Raw genomic sequence first — 16,361 nt, 5'->3', positions numbered from 1 at the left:
TCTTCAATCGTTATATAAGATGGCTTGGTTTTCACTATCTCTGCGATTGTCTTATTGATGTAATCAGTACGAATATTATCAATTCTATGATGAAGCTTCTGTATCTTAAGCCTTTGTTTCTGTATATTTCTTTTTTGAGTGGACCCTCCTTTCTTTAGATTTTCATACTTTCGAGAAAGACTTCTCTGTTCTCGAATAAGCTTTTTTTCAAGCTTCCTTAATTTTGCAGATTTGTTGATGTTCTTATAAGTTTTTCCATTAGAGACAATCGCAAAGTCCTTTAATCCAAGGTCAATGCCAATTCCTTCACTGGAATAACTGGCTATCCTTTTATCTGGGATTTCTATAAGAACTGAAACATAGTATCTGTCAGCCTTTATTGAGACATGACCACTCTTAATTACGTATCCATCTTTTGTAGTGGGAATATATCCTTTTTCTTTGATACGTACCCAGCCAAGTGATGGAATCTTGATTCTGTGTCTTTCACAAAGGCAATCTTTTGGATTATTCCTTACGAAATACATCTTCACATCAGATCTGCCTTTCTTCTTAAATTTTGGAAAGGCACTCTTGTGCTTAAAAAAGTTTTCAAATGCGGTCTGGCCGTTATTTACTGCCTGTGTTACCGATTTTGAGTAAGCTTCCTTGATCCAGGAATATTCTGGATGATTCGGAAGATACTCATTGTTAAGCCATACTCTAAACTGACTGCTGCTCATAAACTTTTTGCCACTTTCATAAAGTTCCTTGTTATGAGCAAGATAGAAATTATAGATAAATCTGCAAGTACCTATTGTTTTACGAATCTTGACTTTCTGCTCCTCTGTTGGATTTATTTCCGTCTTGAAGCTCTTCAGCAATTTCCTCATCCCTTTCTATCTGTTTTTTTATACTTACGAAGCCCTTTGCAACCTGCAGGAGAGCACATGAAGTATTGAAACAATATCCTACACGAGTTCTCTATCTGATTTCTAATCTAATTATAGAACAAATGGAAAATTCATGCATTAGGTTCAACTTCGAGAACGCCGTTTAATAGGTGCTTATGAAATTTAATTTTCACTAACCTATGGTTTGTGGGTATTCAAATTATGCTTTTGATTTTTTGTTCCATTACTTCATCTAATAAATCGTTACACAGTTTCCATATTCTTCAATACACAGGTCTACAATAATTCCTTTTGCAATACAAAATCTTAAAAATGCAACGCGATTCAGTAAATACTAATTATAAGTGTAATAACGCCTATTAGTTGGAGTTCGGTTTGCCTATAAAGTTTCTTCTCTATCCCAACGTTATAATGTCTTAACAGGCATGCCTTAAAGTTCAGCAAAATCCTTTGATTTATAATTCGTGATATTTGATGTGTTCATTCTAATGCTCTCCTTTGAGTGAGTTTGAACACATTTAATCACAATATTCAATATATTTAGTTACTTATATTTTCTTCCTTTTTGATTATTATAGTATAGTTCTGTTCCTATTCCTACCAAATAATATGAATTGACTATTCGAGGAATGAGTTTCCTTTATCTTTCTATGTAAAAGTATTCTAAACAAGAAATAAGTGGCTTACACATATATATACTCATTCATCAGAGTGAATTACTTCCTATTTTTTGAATTATTTTCATTATTTGTATTCATATCTAAAATAGTGTAGAATACAAAAAAACGGAGGATATAAAGATGTTATCATTTGAAAGTGATTATACAGAAGGGGCACATCCTGCCATTCTAGAAAAATTTATTGAAACAAATATGGATCAGCAGTCAGGATATGGAGTAGATGTATATTCTGAATCTGCAAGAAAAAAGATTGCGAAAGCATGTGGTAAAGAAGATGCTGATATTTACTTTATTACAGGTGGTACACAGACTAACCAATTAGTCATTGATACAATGTTGAAGCCTTATGAAGGTGTTGTCGCTGCAGTGACAGGACATGTGGCGGCTCATGAAGCAGGAGCCATTGAATATACAGGACATAAAGTGCTCACTGTCCCACAGTATTTAGGTAAGTTAAAAGCATCAGATGTCAAAGAATTAGTAGATACATTCTATAACGATGCTAACCATGAACATATGGTATTCCCAGGTATGGTTTATATTTCTCATCCTACAGAATATGGCACACTTTATACAAAAGAAGAATTAAAAGAAATCTCAGATGTATGTCATGCTTATAATTTGCCTTTATTCTTAGATGGTGCAAGACTTGGTTATGGTCTCATGTCTTATGATACTGATGTAACACTAGAAGATATCGCAGAAATTACTGATGTATTCTATATCGGTGGTACTAAAGTAGGGGCATTATGTGGTGAGGCTGTTGTTTTTACTAAGAATAATACTCCAGCACACTTTGTGAACCTTATTAAGAAGCATGGTGCTTTACTTGCAAAAGGACGTTTAAACGGTGTTCAATTTGATGTTCTCTTTACAGATGATCTTTATTTCAAGATTTCAAGACATGCTATTGATATGGCTGAAAAGCTTAAAACAATCTTTAAAGAAAAGGGTTATGAATTCTATATTGATTCTCCTACAAACCAGCAGTTCTTTATTATCGACAATAAGAAACTAGAAGAACTAGAAAAGCATGTACGCTATGGTTTCTGGGAAAAGTATGATGATACGCATACTGTAGTGCGTTTTGCAACAAGCTGGGCGACTACAGAAGAATCTATTGAAAAACTTAAAGAACTATTATAAAAAGATTCCTTCCGGAATCTTTTTTAGTGCCATGATGTAGTATGTTCATCTATAACCTGACCATTTTCTATTTTATAAAATCCTAATATCGTTGTATAACCATTCTTAGTTTCCTGATAAACATATTCATGATCATGAGTTTCATAATAATTCAAATGACGTGTGACACCATCTTTGTTATAAAGAGTAGCATACATCCATCCTTTTGCACTGATACCATAATCTATATCATCATAATGAAGATAATCAGCAACCATCTTTAATTCTTTTCTAATCTCATTAGCATTATTATTAGCCATATCACCTTGAGTTGTAATTGCATCCTGACCATTCACAACAGAACTATTTGTCTTACCATTATAATAAAGATTATAAAGTGTATCATCCTGCTCAGTTCCTTGAATCACAACACCTACATGATCCTTATACCAGCTAACACTCCATACATCTTCTCGAATATTTCCACCATCATCTGATAATGTAAAGTCCATCTTATTGATTATCGTATCATTCTTTTTAAGAAGCAAACGTCCATCTGCACTGCTGAAGAATAGAGGCGCTCCGACTGACTGCATCACAACCTCATATTCATAATAAGACTCTTTAGCTACTGTTTCGACATGATACTTGATCATGTAGATAAAAAGACCATCGAGTAGACCAAGAACGAGTACAACACTTAATACAATTCCTAGAATCACCTTTATTACTTTCTTCATACAATCTCCTTATAAAAAAAGAAGATCTTTCGATCTTCTTATCTACCAGCACCTGCATAATGAGATGCATAATAACCGCTATTTAATGAAGATACTGTAACACCAGTACTTGAGTTGGCAGCATGAACAAACTGTCCATTACCGATATAGATACCTACATGTGAGATACCTGACTTATAAGTTCCTGCGAAGAATACTAAGTCACCAGCACTTAAGCCATCCTTAGATACTCTTGTAGTTCCACTATACTGAGCAGAAGCAGTTCTTGGTAATGATTTACCATTCTGTCTATATACCCATGAAGTGAATCCAGAACAGTCAAATGCTGTTGGTCCAGAAGCACCAAATACATAAGCAGTACCTACTTTAGATAAACCAGTTCCAACAATACCACTGTGTCCACCCTTAGCACTTGTTCCACCTGCATTGTATCCACCTCTAGATGGAGCAGCAACAGTCACTTTAGCACTTGCATTAGCTGTATTACCAGCATTATCAGTTACTGTATAGTTAACTGTATAACTTCCAGCTTTAGAAGTATTGACAGAACCACTTACATTCACCTTGCTTGTCACATCACCATCAAGATTATCGATAGCAGATGCAATATTAGACTTTGCATCAAATGAATCACCATTCTTTACATTAATATCAGTAGATTTTAATGTAATAGAAGGAGCTGCAATATCAGCTACAGTCACATCATAAGTATTTTCAGTCTTATTACCAGTTGCATCAGTTGCAGTTACTTTAATAGGCTGAGTACCATCTAACTTCTTAGTATCAATTTCACCTTCTACAGATAAAACAGGATTCATATCATAGTTATCCTTTGCTTCAACATAATTGTTGATATCAAAGTTATCACCATAATTTACTACGAAATTACCATTCTTTAAATTCATTTCAGGAGCAGATGTATCACCTACATTAAATGTAAATGTCTTAGTAGCGATATTACCCATGTTATCTTCAACAGATGCATTGATTACCTGTTCTCCTAACTGAGTTGTATCTAATTCCTTATCAAAATTAATAAAGTCTGTTACATCACCATCAACATTATCAGTTGCCTTGATGTAATCCTTTAAATTACTACTACCATTTGCTTCAACATTGATGACAAATCCATCATCAGTCTTAGATTCAAGAACTGGTGCTTCATTATCTACAACCTTAACATTAACAGTCTTAGTTGATTCATTGTTGAAAGCATCCTTTACTGTTACGTTAACAGTATAAGTTCCTAACTGGTTCTTTTCATAAGATTCAGCATGAATCTTAGTTTTTAATGTATCAGTATGATCTCTGTTATCAGAGATTGCAAAATCACTAGATTTTAAGACAGTTCCATAAGGAACTTCAATTGTATTTGAATGTACAACAGGTGCTGTTCTATCAGCAGCTGTATAACCCACGATTGCGAAAGCGGAAATAGCAAACACAGGAATGAACATTGTCTTCTGAGTTCTTACTCTATTAGATACGAAACTCATGATTTCTTTTGTTTTCTTATCCATTTTTTCTCTCTCCTTTTGTCTTTCGACAGGCTCTATTATAACACCTCATAATAAAAAATAAAGAAAAATCTTAAGAAATAATTAAGAAATATCAAAATATGTAGTATTTGTCGTATAAAAATGAATTAAGAAATTTTTAAAAATAACTTAAGAATTATACAAAAAGGTCTATTTTGTAAGAAAAACTCACAAATTGTTAGAATAAAATGATTAGATTTTCATACTATATAATGGTAAAATAAATTATACAGCAAGAAGGGAGGTAGAATCATGTTTAGTAAGCTATTTAGTAAATTACAACGTGTAGGACAAAGCTTTATGATACCTATAGCTGTTTTACCTGTGGCAGGGTTATTAATGGGCATAGGTCAGTCATTCATAAATGAGACAATGATTCAGACTTACCATCTTCAATTTATATTAGGAAAGGGAACACCACTTTATGCATTATTCACAATTATGTGTAATGCAGGTAAAATTGTTTTTGATAACCTTCCAGCTTTATTTTCGGTAGGTATTGCAATGGGTATGGCAAAACATGAAAAAGCGACTGCAGCTTTCTCTGCACTGGTTAGCTTTTTAGTTATGCATGCTTCTATTAATGCCTTACTTACTATTAATGGTTTTATAGTAGATGGGAAGGTGGCTGATTTTGTCAGACTAGGTACAATCAATACGATTTGTGGTATTCAATCTTTAGATACAGGTGTCTTTGGCGGTATAGTAGTAGGACTTGGTGTTGCTTATCTTCATAATAGGTTCTATATGACACGACTTCCTGATTACTTATCATTCTTTGCAGGCACACGTTTTGTCCCAGTTATCTGTTGTGTGACATTTGTTTTTGTAGGAATCCTATTCTTTTATATTTGGCCACCTATTCAGGAAGCTATCTATCACTTAGGTGTACTTATAAGAGATAGCAGTTATGCAGGTATATTCGTATTTGGTCTTGTAAAGCGTATGTTGATTCCTTTTGGATTACATCATGTGTTCTATCTTCCATTCTGGCAGACAGGACTTGGTGGCAGTATGGTAGTGGATGGACAACTGATCCAGGGAGCTCAGAATATCTTCTTTGCGCAACTTGCTTCACCTCATGTCAAACATTTCAGTATAGAAGCCACTCGCTTCTTCTCAGGAGAATATATCTTTATGATATTTGGCCTGCCTGGTGCTGCCCTTGCGATGTATCATTGTGCAAGACCAAGCCAGCGTAAAAAAACAGGAGGTTTATTACTTTCTGCTTCACTCACTTCTATATTAACAGGTATTACTGAACCAATTGAATTCACATTCTTATTTCAAGCACCACCACTTTTTTTGATTCATGCGCTTCTAGCAGGAAGTGCATATGCAGTGGCTCAGGCTTTAAATATAGCGATAGGTGTCACTTTTAGTGCAGGAGCGATTGATTTCTTCTTGTTTGGTATATTACAGGGTAATAGTAAAACAAACTGGGTCTTTGTCCCAATAATTGGTTTTATTTATTTCTTGCTTTATTATTCAATCTTTAAGTTTGTGATTAAACGTTATGATTTTAAAACAGTAGGTAGAGGAGAAGATACACAACTGCATACAAAAAAAGACTATTCTAGAAAGAAAAGTCTTGACGTAGACAGTTCTGTATCTCATTCTATTGTAGAAGCATTAGGAGGTATTCCTAATATATTAGATGTTGATACATGTACAACACGTCTGCGTGCGACTTTAAAGGATCCAACATTAGTTGATGGGGAAGCTTTAAAGGCAACAGGTGCTGCGGGTATATATATGCGTGGAGAAGGTATCCAAATTACCTATGGACCACATGTTGTCATTATTGTATCAGAAATAAAACAGATATTACATGAAGGAGAATAAAGTGAAAAAACAGCGTTATGAAGTCATTGGAACGCTAAACAATAACGGAGTTGTCGCAAAAGATGAACTTAATAAAGAAGTTATATTACTAGGAAAGGGAATAGGCTTCAAAAGAAAAGCAGGAGATGTGATTGAGAATCCTGGAAAGAATATTAAATGCTATAGTTTAGAGAAGAATACTGGTAAGAATGTCTTACAGGGGGTTGATCCTATCTTCTTAGAAATAGCCAATGAAATTATTCGTTATGCAGAAAAAGAATTTGGTGATATAGATACTAAGATTCTTTTACCTCTTGCAGATCATATTGCATTCTCTATCGATCGTATTAAGAATGATATGGTCATCTCTAACCCTTTGACAAGTGATATTAGATTATTATTTGCAGATGAGTATGAAGTGGCTAAGAAAGCAAGAAAAATCATTAAGAGAAGATTAGGTTATGAAATCACTGATGATGAAATTGGTTATATTTCTCTTCATATTCATGCGGCTTTGAGTTCTCAGCCACCTGGACGTTCATTACAGGTTGCCAGTATTATTCATCAAACAGTCAATTATGTTGAAGAAACATTTAATATAGTGATTGATGAAGACTCTATTGCTTATATTCGTTTAGTCAACCATATTAAATTCTTAATGGTCCGTCTAGACCGTAAAGAAGATGTACAGGTCTCTATGACAGACTATACAAAAGAAAAGTTCCCAGAAAGCTATGCTGTTGCATGTCGTGTCGCTGATTATATAGAAAAGCTGATTCTGGAAAAGATATCAGACGAAGAAGTAGGCTATCTTGCGATACATATAGAAAGAATCAGACATAGTGTATAGTAAAAGGCAGCGTAAGCTGCCTCTTTTCAATATTTGGCGTGCATGACAGGAATTGAACCTGCAACCTTCAGAGCCGGAGTCTGATACTCTATCCAATTGAGCTACATGCACATAGCTTATTTATTATATCATAGAAAGGATGAATTTTATGAGACAATTTATTGCACTTACATTTAATTCTTCTTTTAAAGAAGAATTAATGGCAATCATGGATACTTTAAAGGAAGAAGGGATTCAAGGTAAGTATTATGATCTAGATAATCTACATATGACTTTAGCTTTCTTTGGTGAAACAGATAGACAGGATGAAATCATGGAAATTATTCATTCTATTCCTTTTCCTGAAATCACCATTACTTTGAACCGTATTGGTCATTTCAAGAAGATTTATTGGGTAGGTATTAAAGATAATCCTGTATTAGATGAATATGTCAATACATTAAGAGAAGCATTAAAGTCACATGATATATCTTTTGATGATAAACCTTTTTATCCACATATCACAATTTTAAGAAAAGCAGAAGAAGGAGATAGAACACTTCAAGAAGTCTCTACTAAAGACATAAAAGTAGAACTCTTACAGGCTCATTATTTAGAAGAAGGACTCAAGTATCTCCCTTATAATGAGCAGTCTTTAATAGAGGCTATGAACAAAATATATCAACAGAAGGGACATGTCACTATCGCAATAGATGGAAGATGTGGAAGTGGGAAAACAACTCTTGCAAATAAATTAAAAGCATATTTTGATTGTCATATATTTCATATTGATGATTTCTATCTTCAGGAATATCAGCGTACACAAGAACGCTATAATGAACCAGGTGGTAATGTAGATAGAGAAAGATTTAAGAAAGAAGTATTAGAACCACTTCAACATCATCAGGATGTCCTTTATCGTCCTTTTGATTGTTCCACAATGTCTATAAGTGAAGGAACCTTATACTCTTATAAACCTATTAATATCATAGAAGGGGCTTATTCATGTCATCCTGAATTAATAGATGCTTGTGATCTTTCTATATTTGTAGATATAGATGAAACACTCAGACTTAAGCGTATAGAAAAAAGAAATGGAAAAGAAGCTCTTGATATGTTTATAAAAAAATGGATACCATTAGAAGAAAAATACTTTTCTTCATTTGATATCCAAAATCATTGCGATTTCTATTTTAAAGCAGGTCGTTAGCGGCCTGTTCTTGATTTTTTCTAAGCGCTTTTTTAATAATCTTTAAGCATCCCTGATCTTCATTAGAATCAGTAATACCATAAGCAAGTTTCTTGATTTCATCTACTGCATTCTCCATCGCAAAACCATACTTCACAGACTTTAATAAAGCATAATCATTCATCTGATCACCAAATGCGAGACATTCATCTCTAGAAATATGTTCATGTTCCTGAATATAACGCATACCAAGACCCTTATTTACACCATCTCTTTGAATATCCATCCACTCATTACCAGATGTAATAATCTGTAACCCACTAGGTAAGATAGAAGTAATATCTCCTGCATTATTCTTAATATCTCCACTAGGATCAAGTATCGCAATCTTAGTAATAGGTTCATCAATTTCATCAAAATCATCAATCAATTTATTTGAACAATAATAAGTAGTAAGTTCTTTAGTAAGATGATCCTTCTTTCTTGCATAAGCGTATTTCTCACCAGCTACTACAATCTTAAAATCAGGATAATGTTCCTTTACTCTCTCTATTGCAAGAAATGCTTTCTTACGGTCCATATCAAATACTTCTAATGTATTTGGACCCTTCGCAATATAACTGCCTCCATCCGCAATAAAATACATATCCTCACTCATTGGTAAAAACTTCTGATAAAGTCTGGCATACTGATTACCACTTGCAGCTACAAACAGTACACCCTGTTCCTTCATTTCAAAAAATAAATCAATAAAAGACTTATCAAACTGCTTCTTATTATCTAGGAATGTTCCATCCATATCTGTCGCAATTAATTTGATCATTTGTCTTTTCCCCCCCCTTTGTTCACAACTATAGCACATATCATTGAATTGTGGTAGACTATTTCAGAAAGGAAATTATTATGATAGTGTTATTTATTTTATTATTTCTGATAATGGCATGTACATGGCGTACACGTTATCACATCTATACAAAAGGTTTATGCTCATTAGGTTTTATCCTCACGGCTTATTTCTCTCATCAAACAAAATTATTTCTTCTTATACTTCCAGCATTACTAGGCTATATGATTGGAGACATACTCTTATGTAAGAAGGAACTATTTAGATATGGTCTTAATGCATTCCTAATTGGTGATATAGCCTTCTTATTCTTCTATTATCACTTTGAACCATTTACATATATAGAATTAATTGTTCCTGTATTTGCTATGATTCTTCTAGAAATACTTGCTTACTATAAGATTGTAGATCTCCCAACTTACAAAACAGAACTTACTAGCTATATATTTGCGCTAGTCTGGCTTACTACAAAAGCTATTTTGACAGCTTTCACTCTCAATACTCTTAGCTTTATTATGATGGCTACAGGGCTTATTCTCTATCTCATATCTGATATTCTATTAGCGTTCTATAAGACAAATAAGATACAAATATTAGGAATATTAAATATTTTCTTCTATTATTTTGGAATATTTTTAACCGCTTACAGTTTTTCTTTCCTTTAATGTGTTAAAATAGATACAAAAGGGGAGAGAGAAATGTCAGAAACAGTAGTAGACTTAAAGTAGTTAAGGGAGATGCTTCATCATTTTGATACATTACATATTGCATTCCAAGATGACGAATATCCTTGTATCGTTCCAATGAACTTTGGAATAGGTGATGATGAAGATAAAATAGTACTTTATATTTATACACCTGGAGAAAGAAAGATGACTCGCCTGATCAAAGAGAATCCTCATGTAGGCATATAGGCAGAAACACTATATGAATATTTTTGTAAACCAGATAAGACTGTATCTAATTCTTATTCATCTATTATAGGTAAAGGTATTGTTGAACCTGTCTCTCATGAATCTTATAATGAAGCAATGGAGTCTATCCTGATTCATTGCGGCTATGAAACATATCCTTATAATAAGGATTATATAGATACATGCTATATTTATAAGATCACATTGAATCATGTGACAGGAAAATATCATTTTAAAGGAGAAAATGTAAGTAACTAAATATATAGACTGTTGTGATTAAATGTGTTCAAATCCCCTCAAAGAAGAGCATTAAAATGAACACGACAAATATCACAAATTATAATTTATTGAAGAGATTAAGTTATGGAAGATAAACAAATATTACTTGATAATATAAATAAAGTGCATACTACTGAAATGGGTATTAATAGAATTATAAAAAATCTAAAATTAAATACAAATGATGTAGTAGAATATTGTAAAAATAAAGTTTTAGATAAGAACTGTAATATATATAAACAAGGTAAGAATTGGTATTGTGAAATAGAAAATATAATAATTACTATAAATTCATATAGTTACACAATTATAACAGCACATATCAAGAGATAAATTATAATCTATCTTATAACACACCTTTTCTATTTTGAAGATGTGTGTTGTATAATCAAATTATTAGAAAACAATTACACTCAGAAAGGAGCATTAACATGGTACTTGATAACATGAAATTTACAGACAAAGAGTCTCTGATTTTTGTTTCCATTGAATTGATTAATACATTCTGTCATTTCTTAGATATGGAACATCCAGATGTTGATTTTAAATGCATCAAGGCTATAGACATTCAACGCAATCCTGAACTTAGGAAAAAATACCGACCATATCAGGAACAGTGGAGGAACGCTTTTATTCAAGCCGGATATGAACATAACATCGAAGCAGACGGATATGACGGTTTTATCTCAAACATCGACCCGGAATGGTTATTCAATCGTATTTGTACATTCTTTAAACCGGATGTCAATCCTATTGCCTATGAATACATGGAACGTTCATTTGGCAGTTATGACCCTGATAACGATGATAGAATCTTACCAACAATTTGGCGTAGTCGTTTTGACATCATCGGTAACGGCAAACAGTGTGATCAACTTGAAAATTTAATCGAAAACTGTAATTTAACAAACGATGACCTTGCACTTATTCTGCAGACATTAGAATTAAAATAAAACTCTGCAACGCAGAGCTTTATTTCTTTAAACTTAAGAGAAAGGAGAGTCCACTCAAAAAAAGAGATATACCAAAAACAAAGGCTTAAGATACAGAAGCTTCATCATAGAATCGACAATATTCGAACTGATTACATCAATAAGATAATCGCAGAGATAGTGAAAATAAAGCCATCTTATATAACGGTTGAAGACTTAAACATATCAGGAATGATGAAGAACAGACATCTTTCAAAGGCAGTTGCTTCGCAGAAGTTTTATGAATTTAAAACAAAGCTTCTAGCTAAATGCAAGGAGACTGGAATTGAACTTCGAATAGTAGATAGATGGTTCCCATCATCTAAAACATGTCATTGCTACAAAAATATCAAGAAAGATTTAAAGCTTTCAGATAGAATGTTCAAATGTGACTGTAGCTATATCGAAGACAGAGATTTCAATGCTGCTACTAATTTGAGAGATGCTACGACTTACGAAGTTGCATAAACAAACGCAAGCGTAAGCATGTACCGAAGGCTATTTTGGGAATTTACGACTATGGAGTGTACTAGAACTTGTGAGTAGATATGATTTTTGTCAATCCAAAGCATACACGATGAAATAGTAAGTAATGTTCATGAGAACTTACATTATCTCGATGTGAGTATCTTTAATCACATTTTGAGTGGCGATCTAACATGTCACAAAAAAAACGTCACCAGCAAATCATTACTAAACTGAATATTGAAGGGCAGGTATTTGTGAAAGAACTGGCTTCATTATTTGGTGTCACAGAAGATTGTATTCGTAAAGACCTCACACTCTTAGAAAAAGCTGGAAAACTTAAAAGAGTTCATGGAGGTGCAATTAATGCCCGCGTTAATTTACATCATACAAATGTATCACAACGTGTAGAACTCTATAGTAAAGAAAAGAAAATCATTGCCTCTAAAGCAGTTAATTTACTAGAGGAAGGCTATGTGATCTTCTTAGATATTTCTACAATCAATCTAGAAATCGCAAAACTTATATTTGAGAAGAATATTGCAGTCACTATTGTGACAAATATGATTGATATTATGCAGCTTTATAGACAGAATAGTACAGTCAGATTGATTTTCTTAGGAGGAGACTTCAATCAGGCAAGAGATGGATTTGTCGGCGCACTCACAAATCATTTGATTAGAAAATATCGTTTTGATATCTCATTGATTGGTGTTGTAGGGATTGATTTAGAACATAATGTTGTAACAACCTATGAAACAAATGATGGACTCACTAAAAAGACAGCCATCAATGCAAGTAAAAGAACCTATATGGTTGGAGAAAGTGTTAAGCTCAATCAGGATGGTAATTATGCTTATGCGACTCTTGATAATTTCACAGGTTATATATGTGAAAAAGAGTTAGAAAACTCACAATTAAAACTATTGGGTGACCATCAGGTAGAACTCATCTAAAAAGACCGAAATCTTAATTGATCTCGGTCTTTTTCTGTCTTGCAAAAGAAAGAAACATATCTATAAATTTAGAATCTAATATAAATAAACTATTCTCATTAATAATATAGCCATCAATTTTCTCAAATGACATCTTTAATACATCTGTTAATAAATCAACTAACACATATCCATTCTCTGGTTTCTTATCTATGGCTTCTTGTTGATCTATATAAAGAGGAATTAAATGAAGCCCATCTATGTCCATTGTATAATTAGATACATTCTCATCTATTTCTTCTATATAATAATAGAAACGTAGATCATTTAAAACATCTAAAAATGATTCAAGTCTTTGATCCCTTAATGGAAGTAAATTTTCATATTCATGTTTAATATATTTATCATACTCAGTTTCTATTGGTAATGCTTTTTCAATAAAATGAAGATGATCAGGAACATCCGCAATATTCTTGAAATTCTTAGTCATTACTTGTCCCAATACTCTCTCACCATTCTCGTATACATAAACATAATCTCCTACATCTACATGATCATAAGAAGGAATCAAATAAGTTCTTACCTGTAATTTTGTCTGAACTTCACACAACGAAACACTAATACGATAATCATAGAGCCGTTTTGCCCAAGTATTATCTACCATAAGACTTGTATCATACTTTAATATCTTCTTTATTAGAGGATCATTTTCCTTGATATCATACCAATCTCTATTAAAGAAATAAGCACGTGTTCCATTTGGATTTAAAGCTATCATGAGTTCTTTTTCTTCTTCTTTATTAAATAAGAATAAAGAAGGCATTTCTTCATCTAGTTCATTCTTTAATGCAAGCTTATAGAGTTCCATTAAACGATCATCTCTATCATTCTCTAGAATCATGATTTTCTCTTTGAAACTTAACCATGAATCTGTATAACGGAAAATATAATCTTTATAAAGAGGTGCTGTACGTAACTGTTCTACACCATGAAAGAACTGTTCCTTGTCCTGTCCATATTGCACAATAAAATGATGAACTGGATCTATATAAGTCAAAGGATGCTTTAAGAAAGTCTTCTCTCCACAATGTGGACAAGTATAAGTCATAATAGAATCATCAATAATACTTTCTCTTTGATCTGGTCCTACACAGCTATAATCTTCATATCTATTTTCTTTATCACATTTTGAACATGTAATAATATAAACATCTTTATTCATCATAATCCTCCTCCTAACAAAAAAGAGCGTCAACACGCTCTATTCAATCACATGGATTGTAAGATACTTCTTCTTATAAGTATGATGATTATCTCCTGCAGTCAAAGTAATACGTGTCTTACCAGGAGTAATAGTTGTCACTAAACCATTCTGGTCAACACTTGCCACATTGGCATACTGAGATGAATAATGTGTATAGTCTACTTTTACTTTTTGAGGATCAGTCTTGTAATGAATCTGGTATGTTTCTCCCTGCTTCACTGTGACATACTGATCAGGAATAATCACACTACTTAATACTGGTCCCTGTGCAACACATGCATATTGATAAACACCAAACAAGAAAACAAAATAAACAATACCTAAAATCATCTTCATTTTCCTCTTTAAATGTCTATTAAAATATATTAATACAAAAGGGATCAGTGGAAAAAGAACAATACCTGCAAAAATCCAGCCCTTAGAAAGAGGTTCTCTTTCTTCTTCAAGCATGCTGTTTTGTTTATCTGACATATTGTACCCACCTTTTTTAATTCTTCTTCATTATATCGAATATGTTATCGTTTTTAAAGACCTTTTGTATATGTTGACAACCTCATATAAGACTTCTATAATAGTTCTTGTATCTTTGGGGCAGGTGAAATTCCTGATCGGCGGTGATAGTCCGCGAGCGTAAAGCATGAACTGGTGTAATTCCAGTACCGACGGTATAGTCCGGATGGAAAAAGATGGCGTTTTTATGAAATGACTTTTTCAATCTCCTATAAGATATATATAGGAGATTTTTTTTCGCCATAGAAAGAGGCAAAAATGAAAACTAAAAAACTAGTAATGGCAGCTCTACTTGGTGCATTAGCTGCAATTCTTATGGTATTAGACTTCAATGTACCATTCGTACCAATGTTTATTAAATTTGATTTCTCAGATTTCCCAGTATTAATTGGGGGATTTGTATTTGGCCCACTTACTGGTGTAGTAATCGCATTCTTAAAGATTGTATTAAATCTTCTCTTTAAACCAACAACAACTATGTTTGTAGGAGAAGCATCTAACTTCTTACTAAGCGTATGTTATATGGGAGTAGCCTGCTTATTCTATAGAAAGCATCGTACTAAAAAAGGTGCTGTAATAGGTATGGTACTTGCAACTGTTGCAACAAGCTTATTTGCGATTGCATCAAACCTATTAGTGATGTTCCCAATGTATGCGAAACTATTTGGTATGTCTACAGAAGCCATCATTGGTATGTTCTCTAAGATCAATCCATTAGTAAAAGATATGACAACTATGGTTATTGCATCACTTGTTCCATTCAATCTCTTTAAATATGGTGTTATTTCACTAATAACATTCGTTTCTTACAAGAAAATTGAAGTTATTTTGAAAAAATATCCCGAATTGCAAGCAGAAACTGGAAATAAGAAGATAAGTTAGTTATTATAGAAAATAGTATTACCAGTTACATTAAGTTTAGCTAGTTCGTTAAGAAATAGTTCTTCAGAAGAAAGATATCCAAGTATCTTTCTTTTCTTCTGGTTTATTTTATTGTTTATATCAATAGTTGTCTCCTTATCAATTGTATTAATATCAGTTCCTTTCTTAATGAAATATCTTATAAGTCCATTGCAGTTCTCATTTGAGGCTCTGTCACATGAATGATAGGGTCTACCGAAATAGACAGTGGTTCTTTTCTCTTTTGATTTTGGCTTCTGCTCTATATCCTTCCATCTAGAAAACTCACTTCCGTTATCAAAGGTGATTGATTTAAAGATATCCTTAAAGCTATCACCATAAAACTTATGAAGCTTATTTATCTGCATATAGACCTGCTTTGAAGATTTAGCAGAGATGGGAATCATATAATAGAAGCGTGTCTTTCTTTCAATGAGAGTAAGATATGCACCATTCTGTCC

General features: G+C 32.9%; 18 protein-coding genes, 1 tRNA gene and 1 riboswitch. Of the genes, 11 read left to right on the top strand and 8 right to left on the bottom strand.

Annotation, left to right across the window (positions count from 1 at the left end; genetic code table 11):
- The coding region (locus ABUA27_RS08480; RefSeq protein WP_349820556.1) for an RNA-guided endonuclease InsQ/TnpB family protein at nucleotides 1-872 on the bottom strand (872 nt) is incomplete at its 3' end.
- An 821-nt stretch (nucleotides 873-1,693) separates the two neighbouring features.
- Here ABUA27_RS08480 and ABUA27_RS08475 point away from each other — a divergent pair.
- On the top strand, nucleotides 1,694-2,719 hold the full coding sequence (locus tag ABUA27_RS08475) for a threonine aldolase family protein (protein WP_303352875.1): 1,026 nt from the start codon (nucleotides 1,694-1,696) through the stop codon (nucleotides 2,717-2,719).
- A 23-nt stretch (nucleotides 2,720-2,742) separates the two neighbouring features.
- Here ABUA27_RS08475 and ABUA27_RS08470 read toward each other — a convergent pair whose 3' ends face one another.
- Together ABUA27_RS08470 and ABUA27_RS08465 are read right to left on the bottom strand one after the other, a co-directional pair.
- Nucleotides 2,743-3,438: a hypothetical protein gene (locus ABUA27_RS08470; RefSeq protein ID WP_129981172.1), complete on the bottom strand. Its 696-nt coding sequence runs from the start codon at nucleotides 3,436-3,438 to the stop codon at nucleotides 2,743-2,745.
- 38 nt (nucleotides 3,439-3,476) lie between these two features.
- Nucleotides 3,477-4,958, bottom strand: coding sequence for a C40 family peptidase (locus tag ABUA27_RS08465; protein ID WP_349820555.1), 1,482 nt, complete (start codon nucleotides 4,956-4,958; stop codon nucleotides 3,477-3,479).
- A 270-nt stretch (nucleotides 4,959-5,228) separates the two neighbouring features.
- Between ABUA27_RS08465 and ABUA27_RS08460 the strand changes: the two genes are divergently transcribed.
- Together ABUA27_RS08460 and ABUA27_RS08455 are read left to right on the top strand one after the other, a co-directional pair.
- A complete protein-coding gene (locus ABUA27_RS08460; protein ID WP_349820554.1) occupies nucleotides 5,229-6,821 on the top strand; it encodes a PTS transporter subunit EIIC in 1,593 nt (530 codons plus the stop codon).
- Nucleotide 6,822: 1 nt separating this feature from the next.
- Nucleotides 6,823-7,650 carry a PRD domain-containing protein gene (locus ABUA27_RS08455; RefSeq protein WP_161220281.1) on the top strand — a complete coding sequence of 276 codons (828 nt, stop codon included), beginning with the start codon at nucleotides 6,823-6,825 and terminating at the stop codon, nucleotides 7,648-7,650.
- A 34-nt stretch (nucleotides 7,651-7,684) separates the two neighbouring features.
- Here the strand turns inward: ABUA27_RS08455 and ABUA27_RS08450 are convergent.
- A tRNA-Arg gene (locus tag ABUA27_RS08450) sits at nucleotides 7,685-7,761 on the bottom strand.
- A gap of 37 nt (nucleotides 7,762-7,798) precedes the next feature.
- Here ABUA27_RS08450 and thpR point away from each other — a divergent pair.
- Entirely contained in the window at nucleotides 7,799-8,839 is a 1,041-nt protein-coding gene (gene thpR, locus ABUA27_RS08445) for an RNA 2',3'-cyclic phosphodiesterase (RefSeq protein WP_303352878.1), read from the top strand.
- Here the strand turns inward: thpR and ABUA27_RS08440 are convergent.
- On the bottom strand, nucleotides 8,823-9,641 hold the full coding sequence (locus ABUA27_RS08440; RefSeq protein WP_129981167.1) for a Cof-type HAD-IIB family hydrolase: 819 nt from the start codon (nucleotides 9,639-9,641) through the stop codon (nucleotides 8,823-8,825). The two genes, thpR and ABUA27_RS08440, sit on opposite strands and share 17 nt — an antisense overlap.
- Nucleotides 9,642-9,754: 113 nt before the next feature.
- Here ABUA27_RS08440 and ABUA27_RS08435 point away from each other — a divergent pair, with 113 nt between their 5' ends.
- The 6 genes from ABUA27_RS08435 to ABUA27_RS08410 all read left to right on the top strand — a co-directional run bounded on the left by ABUA27_RS08435 (nucleotide 9,755) and on the right by ABUA27_RS08410 (nucleotide 13,247).
- Nucleotides 9,755-10,327 (top strand): lysoplasmalogenase family protein, encoded by a 573-nt coding sequence (locus ABUA27_RS08435; protein ID WP_349820553.1) that lies wholly within the window; start codon nucleotides 9,755-9,757, stop codon nucleotides 10,325-10,327.
- Between the two features lie 138 nt (nucleotides 10,328-10,465).
- The gene (locus ABUA27_RS12700; RefSeq protein ID WP_502879950.1) at nucleotides 10,466-10,576 is read left to right on the top strand and encodes a PNPOx family protein; all 111 of its coding nucleotides are present in this window, start codon (nucleotides 10,466-10,468) and stop codon (nucleotides 10,574-10,576) included.
- Between the two features lie 363 nt (nucleotides 10,577-10,939).
- Entirely contained in the window at nucleotides 10,940-11,188 is a 249-nt protein-coding gene (locus ABUA27_RS08425) for a DUF3781 domain-containing protein (RefSeq protein WP_129981164.1), read from the top strand.
- Between the two features lie 98 nt (nucleotides 11,189-11,286).
- Nucleotides 11,287-11,808 (top strand): hypothetical protein, encoded by a 522-nt coding sequence (locus tag ABUA27_RS08420; RefSeq protein WP_287846378.1) that lies wholly within the window; start codon nucleotides 11,287-11,289, stop codon nucleotides 11,806-11,808.
- A gap of 21 nt (nucleotides 11,809-11,829) precedes the next feature.
- The gene (locus ABUA27_RS08415) at nucleotides 11,830-12,294 is read left to right on the top strand and encodes an RNA-guided endonuclease InsQ/TnpB family protein (RefSeq protein ID WP_288834305.1); all 465 of its coding nucleotides are present in this window, start codon (nucleotides 11,830-11,832) and stop codon (nucleotides 12,292-12,294) included.
- Between the two features lie 191 nt (nucleotides 12,295-12,485).
- Nucleotides 12,486-13,247 carry a DeoR/GlpR family DNA-binding transcription regulator gene (locus tag ABUA27_RS08410; RefSeq protein ID WP_129981162.1) on the top strand — a complete coding sequence of 254 codons (762 nt, stop codon included), beginning with the start codon at nucleotides 12,486-12,488 and terminating at the stop codon, nucleotides 13,245-13,247.
- Between the two features lie 13 nt (nucleotides 13,248-13,260).
- On the opposite strand, the gene ABUA27_RS08405 is transcribed toward ABUA27_RS08410, so the two are convergent.
- Nucleotides 13,261-14,451, bottom strand: coding sequence for a CpXC domain-containing protein (locus tag ABUA27_RS08405; protein WP_129981161.1), 1,191 nt, complete (start codon nucleotides 14,449-14,451; stop codon nucleotides 13,261-13,263).
- Nucleotides 14,452-14,487: 36 nt separating this feature from the next.
- On the bottom strand, nucleotides 14,488-14,961 hold the full coding sequence (locus tag ABUA27_RS08400; protein ID WP_129981160.1) for an Ig-like domain-containing protein: 474 nt from the start codon (nucleotides 14,959-14,961) through the stop codon (nucleotides 14,488-14,490).
- A 107-nt stretch (nucleotides 14,962-15,068) separates the two neighbouring features.
- Nucleotides 15,069-15,182: riboswitch (FMN riboswitch) on the top strand.
- 76 nt (nucleotides 15,183-15,258) lie between these two features.
- On the opposite strand from ABUA27_RS08400, the gene ABUA27_RS08395 reads away from it, so the two are divergent.
- Nucleotides 15,259-15,882 (top strand): ECF transporter S component, encoded by a 624-nt coding sequence (locus ABUA27_RS08395; protein WP_349820552.1) that lies wholly within the window; start codon nucleotides 15,259-15,261, stop codon nucleotides 15,880-15,882.
- Here ABUA27_RS08395 and ABUA27_RS08390 read toward each other — a convergent pair.
- On the bottom strand, nucleotides 15,879-16,361 hold a 483-nt coding region (locus ABUA27_RS08390), incomplete at its 5' end, for an IS30 family transposase (RefSeq protein ID WP_349820551.1). The genes ABUA27_RS08395 and ABUA27_RS08390 overlap by 4 nt on opposite strands.

This window comes from Catenibacterium sp. RTP21428st1_D7_RTP21428_210409 (assembly GCF_040227455.1).
Classification (GTDB): Bacteria; Bacillota_I; Bacilli_A; order Erysipelotrichales; family Coprobacillaceae; genus Catenibacterium; species Catenibacterium mitsuoka_A.
The sequence above is the reverse complement of the archived record's forward strand: the minus strand, read 5'-3'. Positions and strand labels throughout refer to the sequence as shown.